This is a genomic window from Paraburkholderia sp. UCT31, from assembly GCF_014397655.1.
In the GTDB taxonomy this organism is placed as follows: Bacteria; Pseudomonadota; Gammaproteobacteria; order Burkholderiales; family Burkholderiaceae; genus Paraburkholderia; species Paraburkholderia tuberum.
Genome location: NZ_VZQP01000012.1, coordinates 1 through 14,832, shown reverse-complemented (window position 1 = coordinate 14,832; position 14,832 = coordinate 1). Strand labels below are relative to the sequence as shown.

The 14,832-nt window shown below is 65.7% G+C and carries 14 protein-coding genes; 8 read left to right on the top strand and 6 right to left on the bottom strand.

Annotated elements, in window-relative coordinates:
* Positions 1-12 precede the first annotated feature (12 nt).
* The 3 genes from F6X40_RS12420 to F6X40_RS12410 are packed head-to-tail and all read left to right on the top strand — an operon-like array spanning position 13 to position 3,835.
* Positions 13-573, top strand: a complete 561-nt coding sequence (locus F6X40_RS12420) for a (2Fe-2S)-binding protein (protein ID WP_187628053.1) — start codon at positions 13-15, stop codon at positions 571-573.
* The gene (locus tag F6X40_RS12415) at positions 570-1,577 is read left to right on the top strand and encodes an FAD binding domain-containing protein (RefSeq protein ID WP_187628052.1); all 1,008 of its coding nucleotides are present in this window, start codon (positions 570-572) and stop codon (positions 1,575-1,577) included. The genes F6X40_RS12420 and F6X40_RS12415 overlap by 4 nt, the downstream gene beginning before the upstream one ends.
* Positions 1,574-3,835 carry a xanthine dehydrogenase family protein molybdopterin-binding subunit gene (locus tag F6X40_RS12410; protein ID WP_187628051.1) on the top strand — a complete coding sequence of 754 codons (2,262 nt, stop codon included), beginning with the start codon at positions 1,574-1,576 and terminating at the stop codon, positions 3,833-3,835. Before F6X40_RS12415 ends, F6X40_RS12410 begins: the two co-directional genes overlap by 4 nt.
* 71 nt (positions 3,836-3,906) lie before the next feature.
* Here the strand turns inward: F6X40_RS12410 and F6X40_RS12405 are convergent, their stop codons facing one another.
* Positions 3,907-4,329, bottom strand: a complete 423-nt coding sequence (locus F6X40_RS12405) for a PRC-barrel domain-containing protein (protein ID WP_187616711.1) — start codon at positions 4,327-4,329, stop codon at positions 3,907-3,909.
* Between the two features lie 294 nt (positions 4,330-4,623).
* Here F6X40_RS12405 and glgX point away from each other — a divergent pair, with 294 nt between their 5' ends.
* On the top strand, positions 4,624-6,837 hold the full coding sequence (glgX, locus tag F6X40_RS12400; protein WP_187628050.1) for a glycogen debranching protein GlgX: 2,214 nt from the start codon (positions 4,624-4,626) through the stop codon (positions 6,835-6,837).
* 151 nt (positions 6,838-6,988) lie between these two features.
* Positions 6,989-7,165: a DUF2934 domain-containing protein gene (locus F6X40_RS12395; protein ID WP_184035182.1), complete on the top strand. Its 177-nt coding sequence runs from the start codon at positions 6,989-6,991 to the stop codon at positions 7,163-7,165.
* A 264-nt stretch (positions 7,166-7,429) separates the two neighbouring features.
* Here the strand turns inward: F6X40_RS12395 and F6X40_RS12390 are convergent, their stop codons facing one another.
* Both F6X40_RS12390 and F6X40_RS12385 read right to left on the bottom strand, forming a co-directional pair.
* Complete coding sequence (locus tag F6X40_RS12390) at positions 7,430-7,603, bottom strand: hypothetical protein (protein WP_187628049.1); 174 nt, start codon at positions 7,601-7,603, stop codon at positions 7,430-7,432.
* A gap of 63 nt (positions 7,604-7,666) precedes the next feature.
* A complete protein-coding gene (locus F6X40_RS12385) occupies positions 7,667-9,277 on the bottom strand; it encodes an FAD-dependent oxidoreductase (RefSeq protein WP_187628048.1) in 1,611 nt (536 codons plus the stop codon).
* Positions 9,278-9,528: 251 nt separating this feature from the next.
* Here F6X40_RS12385 and F6X40_RS12380 point away from each other — a divergent pair, with 251 nt between their 5' ends.
* A complete protein-coding gene (locus F6X40_RS12380) occupies positions 9,529-11,688 on the top strand; it encodes a hybrid sensor histidine kinase/response regulator (RefSeq protein WP_187628047.1) in 2,160 nt (719 codons plus the stop codon).
* Between the two features lie 151 nt (positions 11,689-11,839).
* Positions 11,840-12,124, top strand: a complete 285-nt coding sequence (locus F6X40_RS12375) for a hypothetical protein (protein WP_187628046.1) — start codon at positions 11,840-11,842, stop codon at positions 12,122-12,124.
* Positions 12,125-12,245: 121 nt separating this feature from the next.
* Here the strand turns inward: F6X40_RS12375 and F6X40_RS12370 are convergent, their stop codons facing one another.
* From F6X40_RS12370 to F6X40_RS12360, 3 genes are all read right to left on the bottom strand, one after another.
* Positions 12,246-13,265, bottom strand: a complete 1,020-nt coding sequence (locus F6X40_RS12370; RefSeq protein WP_187628045.1) for a class I fructose-bisphosphate aldolase — start codon at positions 13,263-13,265, stop codon at positions 12,246-12,248.
* Positions 13,266-13,362: 97 nt separating this feature from the next.
* The gene (locus F6X40_RS12365; protein ID WP_187628044.1) at positions 13,363-13,782 is read right to left on the bottom strand and encodes a secondary thiamine-phosphate synthase enzyme YjbQ; all 420 of its coding nucleotides are present in this window, start codon (positions 13,780-13,782) and stop codon (positions 13,363-13,365) included.
* 15 nt (positions 13,783-13,797) lie between these two features.
* Positions 13,798-14,118 carry a thioredoxin family protein gene (locus F6X40_RS12360; protein ID WP_187628043.1) on the bottom strand — a complete coding sequence of 107 codons (321 nt, stop codon included), beginning with the start codon at positions 14,116-14,118 and terminating at the stop codon, positions 13,798-13,800.
* Between the two features lie 172 nt (positions 14,119-14,290).
* Between F6X40_RS12360 and F6X40_RS12355 the strand changes: the two genes are divergently transcribed.
* Positions 14,291-14,587 (top strand): DUF2628 domain-containing protein, encoded by a 297-nt coding sequence (locus F6X40_RS12355; RefSeq protein ID WP_184062253.1) that lies wholly within the window; start codon positions 14,291-14,293, stop codon positions 14,585-14,587.
* Positions 14,588-14,832 lie beyond the last annotated feature (245 nt).

The following is a 14,832-nucleotide window of genomic DNA, read 5'->3' as shown; positions in this document are numbered from 1 at the left end:
GGAGGAAATCCGATGGCTACCCCCGATGCTGAAACCGCCCGGGCCGACGCGCCCGCGTCGCATGCATTGACGTTCGAGATCAACGGCGAGACGCGGCGCTTCGACGTCGAAGCGTGGACCTCGCTGCTCGATCTGCTGCGCGAGCATGCGCACCTGAGCGGCACCAAGAAGGGCTGCGATCACGGTCAATGCGGCGCTTGTACGGCGATCGTCAATGGCCAGCGGATCAATACCTGCCTCGCGCTCGCGGTCGTGTACGACGGCGCAGCGATCACGACGATCGAAGGTCTCGCGAACGGCGACACGTTGCATCCGCTGCAGCAGGCGTTCATCGATCACGACGCGTTCCAGTGCGGCTACTGTACGCCCGGACAAATCTGCTCGGCGCACGCGATGCTCGAAGAAGGACATGCGCGCTGCGCGGACGATGTGCGCGAGCAGATGAGCGGCAATCTGTGCCGCTGCGGCGCGTATCCGAACATCGTCGCGGCGATTCTCGACGCTGCGCATTTCGGTGACGATGACGCAAGGCAAGACAGTGCGGTCGCGAATCAATCTGGAGCGCGGCCATGAACCGCTTCTCGTACACGCGCGCCGATGCGGTGCAGGATGCGCTCGAACGGCATCGTTCGGACACGGGCGCCGCGTTCATCGCGGGCGGCACAAATCTCGTCGACCTGCTGCGCGAAGACGTCGCGCGCCCGGCTTTGCTCGTCGACATCAACCGTTTGCCGCTCAGGCAGATCGAAGCGTCGGCGCAGGGCGGCCTGAAGATCGGCGCGCTCGTAACCAATAGCGCGCTCGCGTATGACGATACCGTCGCGACACGCTACCCGCTGCTCGCGAAAGCGATTCTGGCGGGCGCGTCGCCGCAGATTCGCAACGTCGCGACGGTCGGCGGCAATCTGCTGCAACGTACGCGCTGCTACTACTTCTACGACATTGGCACGCCGTGCAACAAGCGCGAACCCGGCAGCGGCTGTCCGGCGCTGCATGGCGTGAACCGCATTCACGCGATCCTCGGTGCGAGCGAGCACTGCATCGCCGTGCATCCGTCCGATATGTGCGTCGCGTTGGCGGCGCTCGGCGCCACCGTGCATCTGATCGGCACCGACGGCGCACGCACGCTGCCGTTCGCGGATTTTCACCGGCTGCCCGGCGATACGCCGCAGATCGACACCAACCTGCGCGACGACGAACTCGTGACCGCGATCGAACTGCCGCCGCAAGGCTTTGCCGCGCATCACGCGTACGTGAAGGTGCGCGACCGCGCATCGTATGCGTTCGCGCTGGTGTCGGCCGCGGTCGGCGTCGAACTCGATGACGAGGCGCGGATCGTCGACGCGCGTTGTGCGCTCGGCGGGGTCGCGCACAAGCCGTGGCGCGATCCCGCCGCCGAAGCCGCACTGCGCGGCGAGACGCTGAACGCGCGAACGTTGCGCGACTTTGCGGCGACGCTGCTGCGCGGTGCGCGCGCTCAGCGCGACAACGCGTTCAAGATCGAACTCGCGGCGCGCGTGATCGTGCGCGCCTTCGGCGAGGCCACACAACGTTCGTTCGAGGAGGCCGCGCGATGAACCGTGCCGAACCCTTGCCGTCGACAGGCAGCCCGAAGCCTGCCACCGGCGTGCCGCATTCGCGAGTGGACGGGCCCGTCAAAGTGACCGGCGCCGCGCAATATGCCGCCGAGTTCTGCGTCGAAGGGCTCGTGTATGGCGTCGTCGTGTCGGGCACGATCGCGACAGGCAAGATCGTGTCGATCGATACCTCGGCCGCCGAGGCGCTGTCCGGCGTGCTGCTCGTGCTCACGCATCGCAAGCGCCCGGCGCTGCCGTCGGACGTCGACGCGTTCAAGGACATGGTCGCGCCCGGCGGCACGCCATTGAGGCCGCTGTGGGACGAGCGCGTGTGGTACAGCGGGCAGCCGGTTGCGCTGGTGGTCGCGCAGTCGCTGGAACTGGCGCGCTACGCGGCGTCGCTGGTGCAGGTGCGTTACGAGGCCGGCTCGCACCAGACCGATATCGAAGCAGCGTTGACGAGCGCCGTGCCGCCGTCGGCCGAGAAGGGCGGCTTCGATCCGCCTCCGCCCGAGCGCGGCGACCCACGCAAGGCCTTGGCCGATGCAAAGGCGCGCGTGGACGCGTTCTACACGACACCACCGGAGTATCACAATCCGATGGAAATGCACGGATGCACCGTGGTGCCCGATGCGCAAGGACGCTTGACCGTCCATGAAAAGACTCAGGGCGTCGTCAATACGAAGGGCTATCTGACGCGTGTGTTCGGTTTGAAAGACGACGAAGTGCAGGTGGTGTCGCCGTTCGTCGGCGGCGCGTTCGGCTCCGGCTTGAGGCCGCAATATCATCTGGCGCTCGCGGTAATGGCCGCGCGCGAACTGAACAAACCCGTGCGCGTCACGCTGACCCGGCAGCAGATGTTCACCTTCGCGCATCGTCCGCAAACGGTGCAGCGCGTCGCGCTCGGCGCGTCGGCGGATGGCCGCCTGCAGGCGGTGATCCACGAGGCGGTGTCGGAAACCTCGCGCTACGAGGACTACTGCGACGTGGTGGTCAACTGGGCGGGGCAGCTGTATCGATGCGACAACGTGTCGATGGGCTACAGGGTCGCGAAGCTCGACGTGCCGACACCGGTCGACATGCGCGCGCCCGGCGCGACACAAGGGCTCTTTGCGCTCGAAGTCGCGATGGACGAACTGGCCGAGGCATTGCGGATGGACCCGCTCGAATTGAGGCTCGTCAACTATGCAGAGCGCGACGCGAACAGGAATCTGCCGTTTTCGAGCAAGGCGCTGCGCGACTGCTATCGGGAAGGCGCGGCCCGCTTCGGCTGGGCGGGGCGGCCGCTCGAGGCGCGCGCACGCCGCGACGGCAACGAGTTGATCGGCTGGGGCATGGCGACCGGTGTGTGGGACGCGATGCAGAACGAAGCGGCCGCACGCGCGGTGTTGACGCCCGATGGCCGCGTCAGCGTGTCGAGTTCGACCGCCGATATCGGCACCGGAACCTACACCGCGATGACGCAGATCGCCGCCGACGCGCTCGGCGTGCCGCTCGGCGACGTCAGCTTCGAACTCGGCGACACCCGGCTGCCGAAGGCGCCGATCGAGGGCGGATCGTGGACGGTGTCGTCGGTGGGCAGCGCAGTCGATGCCGCGTGTACGCGCCTGCACAACCGTCTGGTTGAACTGGCGCGCGAACATGGTGGGGCACGGTTCGCGTCGGCGACTCGCGAACACGTGCGGCGCGAGCGCAACCGGCTCGTGTGCGGCCCACACGCGGACGACTCGATCGCGATTGCGACGCTGTTGCAGCGCGCCGGGCTGGACGAACTCGAAGAGCAGGCCAGCGTGAAGCCGCACGAAAAGCAGCAGGCGTATTCGATGGGCACGCATTCGGCGGTGTTCGCCGAAGTGCGCGTCGACGAAGCGCTCGGCACTGTGCGGGTGACGCGCGTGGTCAGCGCGGTCGCGGCGGGACGCATCGTCAATCCGAAGACGGCGGGCCATCAGGTCGCGGGCGGCGTCGTGTGGGGCATCAGCATGGCGCTGCACGAGCACGGCCAGTTCGATCACGCGCTAGGACGGCAGATGAATCACAACCTCGCCGAATATCACATGCCGGTGAATGCCGACATTCACGAGATCGACGTGCTGTTCGTCGACGAGCGCGATGACATCGTCAATCCGCTCGGCGTCAAAGGTGTCGGCGAAATCGGCGTGGTGGGCGTGGCCGCGGCAGTGTGCAACGCGATCTGGCATGCGACCGGCAAACGCATCCGCGATTTGCCCATTACGCCCGACAAGCTGCTCGGCTGACTACGCCCCTGAACGCATGTGCATGGATGGCCCGTTGCCGCGTCGATCGATTCGACGCGGCAACGCCGCGCTCAATTCGCGTACTTGAACTCCGGCAACGCCTCGAGCGATTTCTTCGTCGCCTCGGGCAGCACGACGCGCCGGTTGTCGATCTGCAGATCGTTGAACGGCACGGCGACCAGATGCTTGCCCATGCCGAGAAAGCCGCCGACCGACAGGATCGCATACGTGGTGCGCTCGGTGCCCGGCGACACGATCAGATCATCGAGCGTGCCGATGTTGTCCTTGTTGCGGTTGTACACGTCCGCGCCCGACAGCTTCGACGCGCGATAGCCGCTCGCGAGCTGCACGACGTCCGTGCGTTTTTCGGTGATCGCCTGCGGCGCGCCTTGCGCGAACGCGCTGCCGCACGTGCCCAACGCGGAAATCAGCGTAATGGCGGCGAGAAGCGATGCGGAAGCGGCCAGCGGTGTGATCTGCGTGTTGCGCATCATCTGTGTTCTCCCGGTTTGGTGTGGTGGCGTTTCGACGGCGCGCAATGCGTGCGCCTTGCCGGTATGCTGCAAATCTCATGCCGCGACTTTGAGCTGAGGGAAAGCGAGGCGGATCAGGCCCGTAAGTTGCTACACGCACCGGCGCGCTGCTTGCGCGCGGTGCAATGTCCGGCGCGCGGGCCTCGAATGCCTACACTGGAACAATCAGCAGCAAAGAACACGTGGAAAGGCAGTTGAAAAAAACACATGCATGACCCTGAGATACCAACCTCCTTGCAGCCACTGAGAACACCTATGTCATCCCCAGCCAGCTACTCGACGCGCATTGCCGAAGGCACGCCTTTTCCGCTCGGCGCGACATGGAACGGCAGTGGCGTCAACTTCGCGTTGTTCTCCGCGCACGCAACCAAAGTCGAACTGTGTCTGTTCGATGAAACTGGCCAACACGAACTCGAACGGATCGAGCTGCCCGAATACACCGACGAGGTATGGCATGTGTTCGTACCGAATCTGAAACCGGGTGCCGTCTATGGATATCGCGTGCATGGTCCCTACGAGCCCGAAAACGGGCATCGCTTCAATCCGAACAAGCTGCTGCTCGATCCATATGCGAAGGCGCACATCGGCGAGCTTATATGGGCGCCGGAAATCTTCGGCTATACGCTCGGCTCGGAAGAGCTCGACCTGTCATTCGATGAACGCGACAGCGCGCCTTTCGTGCCGAAGTGCAAGGTGGTCGACGCGAATTTTTCGTGGAGCCATCCGGAGCGCAACGCGCTGCCGTGGGAGCGCGTGATTCTCTACGAGACGCACGTACGCGGCTACACGAAACGTCATCCGCGGGTGCCCGAGCGTCTGCGCGGCACGTTCGCGGGTCTGGCGCAGCAGCCGGTGCTCGACCATATCCGCAGCCTTGGCGTGACCTCGGTCGAGCTGATGCCGATCCAGACTTTCGTCAACGACAGCCATCTGCTCGACAAGGGTCTCACGAACTACTGGGGTTACAACACGATCGGCTTTTTCGCGGCCGATCCGCGCTTTTTCGCGTCATCGACCGAGTCGGTCGGCGAATTCAAGGAGATGGTCGACCGGTTTCACCAGGCCGATCTCGAAGTGATACTCGACGTCGTGTACAACCACACGGCCGAAGGCAACGAACGCGGCCCGACGGTCTCGTTCAAGGGCATCGACAACGCGTCGTACTACCGGCTGATGCCCGACGAGCCGCGCTACTACATCAACGACACCGGCACCGGCAATACGCTGAACCTGTCGCATCCGCGCGTGCTGCAGATGGTGACCGACAGCCTGCGCTACTGGGTCACCGAAATGAAAGTGGACGGCTTCCGCTTCGATCTCGCGACGATCCTCGGCCGCGAAGATCACGGCTTCGACGAGGGCGGCGGCTTTCTCGACAGCTGCCGCCAGGACCCGGTGCTCTCCAGCATCCGGCTGATCGCCGAGCCGTGGGATTGCGGCCCCGGCGGCTATCAGGTGGGCGGTTTTCCGCCGGGCTGGGCCGAATGGAACGATCGCTTCCGCGACACCGCGCGGGCGTACTGGAAGGGTGACGAGGGCACCGCCGCCGATCTCGCGACGCGCGTCACCGCGTCGGGCGACAAGTTCAATCATCGCGGCCGGCGGCCGTGGGCGAGCGTGAACTTCATCGCCGCGCACGACGGCTTCACGCTGAACGATCTGGTCTCGTACAACGACAAGCACAACGAGGCAAACGGCGAGGACAACCGCGACGGCCATTCGGACAACAAGTCGTGGAACATGGGCGTCGAAGGACCGACCGACGACGCCGACATCCGCCAGCAACGCGAGCGCCAGAAGCGCAATCTCCTCGCGACGCTGCTGCTCTCGCAGGGCACGCCGATGATCCTCGCCGGCGACGAATTCGGCCGCACGCAGCAGGGCAACAACAACGCATATTGCCAGGACAACGAGATCAGCTGGGTCGATTGGGATGCGATCGACGACGACGGCCGCGCGCTGACCGAGTTCGTGCGCAATCTGACCACGCTGCGCCACCGTTTGCCGGTGCTGAGGCGCGGCCGTTTTCTGACTGGCGAATACAACGAGACGCTCGACGTGACCGACACGCGCTGGCTATCGCCGGACGGCACCGACATCACGGGCGAGCAGTGGGCCGATCCGGCCATGCGCTGCTTCGGCCTCGTGATCGACGGCCGTGCCCAGGCGAGCGGCATTCGCCGTCTCGCGTCCGACGCGACCTTGCTGCTGGTGCTGAACGCGTATCACGACGTCGTCAACTTCACGCTGCCCGACATTCCCGAGGGCGATTTTTGGACCTGCCTCGTCGACACCAACATGCCGGTGCGCGCCGAGCTGCCGCAATTCAGCGCGGGCGATGCCTACCAGGTGACCGGCCGCTCGCTGCTGCTGTTCGCGCTCGAAGCGCCGAGCCGCGCGACGCAGCGCGTGTTCGACCGCCTCGAAGAGCAGTTGACTTCCGACGAAGGCGACTCCGCGCCAGGCTAGTGCAGGCTGGCGAGCGACGCCAGCCCCGTTGCAAAAGCGGGCCGCAGCACAGGTACAAGGTTTGCTCCTGCTGTTATCGACGATACGCACGCGTCTGCGATCTTCGCCACGGCAGGCGCGCGCACGCAAACGGCCAAGCTGGAGTGAACAAATGGAACAGGAACCGAGCGTCGAGGAGCAGATCCGCACGCGCGCCTACTATCTGTGGGAGCAGGCGGCCGAGCCGAAGGGCACGCCCGAGCAATACTGGGAGCAGGCCCGCAGTGAGATCGAGAAGGAGGCACCACCGGTCGAGAGCGGGCCGGTGTCGGGCGATTCGATGAAATAGGCATTGCTCAACGGGATTGAGTAATAAGACTCCGAGCCGGCGAACCGCGTGCGGCTCAGGGACCGTTTTTCCATGCCCGATCTTCGCTCCGCAACATGAACGACACACCCGAGCCGCGCGGCACGAGTGCCGCCTCGCGCCGCGTGCCGTCGCATCGATGCGACGCGAACGGTGATCGCGCAGCCCCAGTTCGAGGATGGTCGATAGGTGGTTTTCCTGAGCGATCGTTGCTGATGCGTCCCGGCATCGCCGCTTGTTATCCGCCTATTGACCGGCGGGCTTGTCGTGCCCGCCCTTCGACTTGTCCTGCTCCGGCTCGATCTTCGTGGTGCCGCCCGTCGAAGGCGGGTCGCTAGCCGGGAAGCTGTCTTCGACCTGCTCGTCGATCTGCTGCTCGCTCTTTTCCGAGTGCGGATGCTTTTCCTTGTTTGTCGTCATGGTGGCTCCTTGCTCCAGGTTGAACGTCAAGACATCGGATCGCGCGGGTCCACGTGCGCATCGTCACGACGCCGCCGCTTCCGGCGCGCCGATGATCGCGAGCGCGTCGGCCCGCGACAGGCCGCCGCGCATCGCGTCGGAAAGCCGCGCGGTCAGCGCTTCGCGCTCGCAGGCGAACACCGCGTCGACGTGGCCGTCGCGCACGTACAGCGCGATGAACTGGTGATGATCGAAGTCGCCATCGACGACGATCTCATCCCACTCGCTCGCGTGGCCGAGGTATTCGAAGTTGTTGCCGTAGTGATAGGTCCAGAAGAACGGCACGTCGGCATAGCGATTGCGCAAACCGCACATGTTCTGCGCGGCGATGCGCGCATGCTGCTGCGCGACGCGCCAATGCTCGATACGCACCGGCTCCTGGTTCTCATGCAGCGTGAACACGGCGATATCGCCGGCCGCATACAGACCGCACGCGGCGTTCATGCCGGCATTGACGACCACGCCGCCGTCCTTCTGCAATGGCAGTCCTTCGACAAACCCCGTAGCCGGCGCAACCCCCGTGCCCAGCAGCACGACATCGGCCGCGATGGCCTCGCCGCCGGCGAGCATCACCGTATGCACATTGCCTTCCTCGCCCTCGAGCGAGGCGACCTTGGCGTCGAGATAAAACTTCACGCCATTGCTTTCGTGCAGCGCGCGAAACATCTGGCCCGCGCGCTCGCCGAACTGCTTCGCGAACGGCACCTTGTCGCGCGAAATCACGGTGACGGGCACGCCGTGCTTGCGCAACGCGGACGCGACTTCGAGGCCGATGAAGCTGCTGCCGAGAATCGCGACGCGGGTTTGCGATGCATCGTCGCCGAGCGCGTCGATCAACGCGGCAGCATCGTCGAGGTGTCGAAGCACATGCACGCCGCCGAGTTCGCAGCCGGGCATGTCGGGCACTTTCGGCACGCTGCCGGTCGCGAGCAGCGCGGTGTCGTATTTCAGCGGCTCGATGCTCTGCTCGCTACCACCCGCGCCGGCTTCGAAATGGATCGTGTGCGCAGGCACGTCGAGCCGCGCGACCTTCGCGACGATACGCTCGATGCCGTGCGTGTGCAGCCAGTCGGGCGGCAGCAGCGGCGGCACGTCGGCGGGCGTCATTTCAAACGAGGGGACGAATTTGCTCAGCGAGGTGCGGTCATAGGGTGCGTGCGCTTCGTCGCCGATCAGCGTGATGCGGCCCTCGAAGCCGAACTCGCGTAACGCGGCACAGGCAGCGGCGCCGGCCGCGCCCGCGCCGATTACCACGTAGTGCTTGTCTTGCGCGGTGGCATCGGGCGGGGATGTGTGCGCCGCCGGTGCCGGCGCTGCGACTTTTTCCACCGACACGAGCACGTCGTCGCCATCGAGCGTGACCGGGTAGCGATCGAGCGGCAGCAGCGCGGGCGGCTCGAGCACGTTGCCGGTCGCGACGTCGAACGTACCCTTGTGCCATGGGCAGATGATGCGGCCGTGGCACAGCGCGCCCTCTTCGAGCGGGCCCCCGGCATGCGGGCAATCAGGCGAGTACGCCCGCACGGTGTCGCCATCGCGCACCAGCAGAATCGGCGTGCCGTCCACGATCACGCGCACCGCGCGGTCCGCTGGCAATTCCGAGAGCCGCGCGACGCGGCGGGCAGTCGTGGACATGGTGAAGCCTCGCGCAAGAAAGAGCTCGCGCAGCGCACGCAAACGCGTCGCGAGCGGTGACGGAAGTACGCTTGCCATCAAGCAGCGATAAGGCAGCAATCGTCGTGCCCGGACGCGTCGGCGGAGTGATGCCGTGAAGCTGCTTGGGAAGATAGGCCGAGTTGCGGTAAATTTCGAGACAGGGGAATTAGCGCGCGAACAGCGGCGTGCGAATTCACAGGCAATGCCTTCCCTGACCGTATGCAACTTTCATGGAGCAGGTGACCGTGCAGCGTGCAGAACGTGTCGCAGTCGATGTGCCGATGCCGTCACGCAACTTCGCGGCGACGCGGCGCATGCTGCTGATCTTGCTGGCCGTGTCGATCGTGTTTCCGTTGGCCTGCCTCGTGGGCTATGGCTACTTCGACTACCAGCGCCGCATCTCCGATGCGAACGATATGATCGACCGCATCGCGCGCGTGGCGCAGGAGCAGGCCATCAAGGTGCTGGATTTGAACCGGCAGATGGCCTCGCGCGTGATCGAGCTGCTCGGCAATTCCGACGACGCGCAGATCCGCGCGCGCGAGCGCGAATTGCACGAGCGTCTGCAGAGCATCGGCGGCGACTATCCGCAGGTGGCGTCGATCTCACTGCTCGGCGTGAACGGCCAGTTACTTGCGTCGAGCCTCGCGTATCCGGCGCCGGCAGTGACGATCGGCTTGCGCGACGACTTTCTCGCCGCGAAGGCGATGCGTCCGCAGCCATATTTCTCGCTGCCGATGTTCGGCACGCTGTCGAAGATCGACGTGTTCACGACCGCGATCGCCCGCACGGGTATGGACGGTCAGTTTCTCGGCGTGGTCACGGTGGCGCTGCGCGACGAATATTTTTCGCGCTTCTATCGCGAGCTGACCAACGGCGATCCGTCGCTCGCGCTCGCGCTGTACCGGCAGGACGGCAATCTGCTGGTGCGCTATCCGCCGTGGCCGGCCGGCGCGCGGCCGTCGATGCACAGCGCGTTCATGTCCGCGTTGCGCGACAAACAGCTGTTCGGGCACGTGCGTCTGGATTCGACCGTCGACGGTGTCGAGCGGCTGCTCGCGTTTCGCCGCGTCGGCGACTATCCGTTGTATGTGATGAGCGCGTACGCGACGTCGTCGATCGTGGCGGCGTGGCGCACGCACTTTATGTTGATCGCGGCGCTGACGGCGGTGCCCTGCATCGCGATCTGGGGGCTCGTGCTGTATTCGCTGCGTCAGCTCGAGGCGGAGCGGCGCGCGTGGGAGCGGTGGCAGGGCGAGGTCGCGATGCGTCTGTCGGCCGAGGCGTCGAGCCGGCAACTGCAGCGCATGGGCGCGCTCGGCAATCTGGTCGCGAATGTCGCGCACGATTTCAACAACCTGCTGATGGTGGTGTCGGCGAACACCGAGCTCGCGCGCCTCAAGCATTACAACGATCTCGAGAAGGAAGTGCATGCGGTCGAGCGTGCCACCGCCACGGCCGAAGCGCTGACGCGGCGTCTCTTGAGCGTCGCGCGCAAGCAGCCGCTGAAGCAGGAGCCCGTCGAGCTTGCGCGCTGGCTGCCGGCCGCCGTGCCGCTGATCAACGCGGCGCTCGGCGACACGATCGAACTGGCGTTGCGCATCCCGGAGAACCTGTGGCAGGTGCTCGTCGATCCGACCGATCTCGAGTTCGCGATCGTGAACATCGCGATGAACGCGCGCGATGCGATGCCGCGCGGCGGACGCTTCGTGATCCGCTGCCAGAACAATCGGCTGGTCAGCAGCGATACGCTGCTGCCGGACGGCGAGTACGTGCTGATCGCCTGTTCCGACGACGGCGAAGGGATGTCCGAATCGGTCGCGCGACGCGCGTTCGAGCCGCTGTTCACGACCAAGCTGCGCGGCTCGGGCACCGGCCTCGGGCTCGCCCAGGTGCTGTCGATGTCCGAGCAGGCCGGCGGCACCGCGAAGATCGACAGCGTGCTGGGCAGCGGCACGACGGTGCGGATGTTTTTGCCGCGCTATCGTGAGGGCGCCGCGCTGGCCGGCGCCGATGCGCGCCAGCCGCTGCCGACCGCGGCCGGGGCCGTGCTGCTCGTCGAGGACAACGAGGACGTCGCGGCCGGCGTGACCGCGGTGCTCGAAACCTTCGGCTGCGAAGTGCATCACGAGCCGACCGCCGACCAGGCGTTCGACGTGCTGAGCGCCGGCGAGCGCTTCGAGCTCGTGCTGTCGGACATCCAGATGCCGGGCAAGCTGAACGGTATCGACCTGGCGGAGAAGATCCGCAGCGCGTGGCCGTCGCAGAAGATCGCGCTGATGACCGGTTACGCCGACGAGCTCGACCGCGCGCGTCGGCTCGGCATCGCGATACTCGCGAAGCCGTTCAATATCGACGAACTGCATGCGCTGGTGGCTTGCGGCACCTGAAGCCGCGGCACCGTTCGTCTATCGCGTCCATGGGCTTTTCCTGGCGTGCTGTGCTGCGGCACAGCCCTTGCTGAAAAGAGCGCGAGGTTTGCGCGTGCGGTCACCGCGCGCCCACTTCCTTTCGACACTCTCGACACCGAGGAGAATCGCCATGAAGATCAGACAGGCAGTGCTCGTTTCCACCTTGCTCGCGGCTTCGTCGCTCGCAATGGCCCAAGGCGCCGGCGGTGGCGCAGGCGGCGGGGGACCGGCCGGCAACGACCCGAACACCAACGCCGCGACCTCGACACGCGAGGGCGGCGATGCGGGCGCGACCGGGGAGACCACGCCTTCGACTCCCCATCACATGAAGAAGCATTCGAAGTCGAAGAAGCCCATGACCGACTCGACGAATACGCCGGGCGCCGACGCGAGCAGCGATACGAAGGGGCAGTAAGCGCAGCGTGTCAAGGCAGAAGGGCGGCTGGAGTCGCGCGTCGGGTGTGACCCGGCGTGTCGGCTCCCACCGTTTTGTTCATAAACGTGATTACTGGCGATTCGCAATCGCTCGCCAGCGGTCAATCCTTTTCCATCGCCGCGTCGTACTTGCCGAGCGCGGCCGCGCCGTTCAGACGCGCGCGCTTGAGCAACGCCTGCTGCGCTTCCTTCACGTTGGCCGGCTGTCCGCGCCACGCATTCAACGGCGGCTCCTGCAACGCGCGCCCGTACGAAAAGCTCAGATTCCACGGCAGCGCGCCGAGCCGGTTCATCGCACTGAGATTGGCGGTAGCCTCCTCGGGCGACTGTCCGCCCGACAGGAACACGAGACCGGGAACCGAAGAGGGCACCGTACGCATCAGCACGCGCACGGTTGCCGCCGCGATATGCGCCGTGCTCGACTGCTGCTGATGCTCGGAGCCGGCCAGCACCATGCTCGGCTTCAGCACGATATGTTCGAGCACCACGCGATGCCGATGCAGCGCATGAAACACCTCGTGCAATACGGCCTCGGTGACTTCGGCGCAACGCTCGATCGTGTGATCGCCGTCCATCAACACCTCGGGTTCGACGATCGGCACGATGCCGGCTTCCTGGCTGATCGCCGCGTAGCGCGCGAGCGAATCGGCGTTCGCCTCGATCGCGAGCCGGCTCGGCAGGCTCGCCGTGATGTTGTAGACCGCGCGCCACTTCGCGAAGCGCGCGCCTTGCCGCTTGTAATCGGCGAAGCGTTTGGCGAGACCGTCGAGGCCCTCGGTGATCTCGTCGCCGGGAGCGAGCGCGAGCGGCACCTTGCCGAGGTCGACCTTGATGCCGGGCACGATGCCGTTTGCCGCGGCCGCCTGCGGGAACGGCGTGCCGTCGTCGGCTTTCTGGCCGAGCGTTTCTTCGTAGAGGATCACGCCGCTCACGAACTCGCCGAGGCCGGGCGTCGTCAGGAGCAGGTTGCGATACGCGCGACGGTTTTCCTCGGTCGATTCGAGGCCGATCGTCTTGAAGCGTTTGGCGATGGTCGGGCCGCTTTCGTCGGCGGCGAGAAGACCCTTGCCCGGTTGAACCATCGCCTTGACGGTGGCTTGCAGCTCGCTACGGGTGTCCATGAGGTGTGCTCCCTTGGGTAGGCTCCGTTCGATGCGGTGTGCGGAGAATTGCCGGTGACAGTTTCCTTTGCGTGACGAGTGGGTGCAAAAGCGGGCTTCATTCGCCGAGCAGATGCAACACGATATCGCGCGGCTGCGGGTGACGCCGATGTTCGAACAGATACAGCCCCTGCCATGTGCCGAGCACCATCCTTCCATGCTCGACGGGCACGGACAACTGCACCTGGGTGAGCGCCGTGCGCAGATGCGCGGGCATGTCGTCGGGGCCTTCGGTGTCGTGCTCGTAGCGCGTGTCGTCCTCGGGCGCGAGGGTCTCGAAGTAGCGCTGCAGATCTCGCCGCACGGACGGATCGGCATTCTCCTGAATCAGCAGCGACGCCGACGTGTGCCGGCAAAACAGCGTCAGCAGACCGGTACGGATGTCCGTCTCGTCGACGAAGCGGCGCGCGTCGTCGGTAACTTCGACGAGGCCGCGGCCGCGGGCCTCGACACTCAGATGATGGATGACCTGGCGCATGACGGAGCTCGAATCTCAGAGCGACGCGAACGCGTCGTCGATATCCTCGGCGCTGCGTGGCCGCACCACGCGCGCGACCTCGGCGCCGTCGCGCATCAGCACGAGCGTCGGCCACAGTTTGACCTTGAACGAGCGGCCGAGCGGGCGGCCGGGGCCGTCCTCGATCTTCAGATGCCGCAGGCCCGCGTGCGGCGCGAGCGCCTGGCGGATCGATGCCTGCGCGCCCTGGCAATAGCCGCACCAGTCGGTGCCGAATTCGACGACGGTGACGCCGGGCAGCGAGTCCAGCTCGGCGCGGGTCGGTCCTTTCGGGGAATAAGCTGTCGTCGAGGTCATGCGTGCTCCGCTGCTGATCGTGATCTGCCAAGGGTAGCAGCTATGCCGCGGATCGTCAGCGCAGCGGCCGTATGCTGCCGATGCGCGCGGTGTCGCCGCGGCATGTTAAAAAGCGGTGCGCGCGTGCTCGACCGATCGACGCGCCGCGTCATCGCACGGAACCTCGCAAAACATGAACACACGAATCTATCTGCAACATCCGCAACACCAAGACGCTATCGCGGTCGCGACCGGCTTCAGCTGGGGCGCGTGCCTGCTCGGCTTCATCTGGGCGCTGTCGAAGAGAATGTGGTTCGCCGCGTTCGTGATGCTAGGCATCAACGTGATCCTGCTCGGCATCGGTCTGTGGGGCGAGACGGCCGATCTGATCGGCTTCGTGCTGTCGATCGTGTTCGCGTTCGCATGCGGCGCGTATGGCAACCGGTGGCACCGCTGGACGCTCGAACAGCGCGGCTACGTCGTGGTGTGATGCGTTCGCGCTGGAGCGGGGATTGCTGCGCGCAGGAATGTGATCGAAGCTGAGTTCAATCCGTCATGGAGGCGTTTCATGTTCATTGCATCGGCAGTCGCTGGTCTTTCCGCTGCTCGGCTTTCGACGCGCGGCGCGCGGGCGGCCGCGCTGGCTGCATCGTTGGTCATGTTGGCCATCGCGCCGCTCGCGCACGGCGCGGACGCGGCGCCCCCCGCCACGATTGCGGCCACCCCAGCCACGGC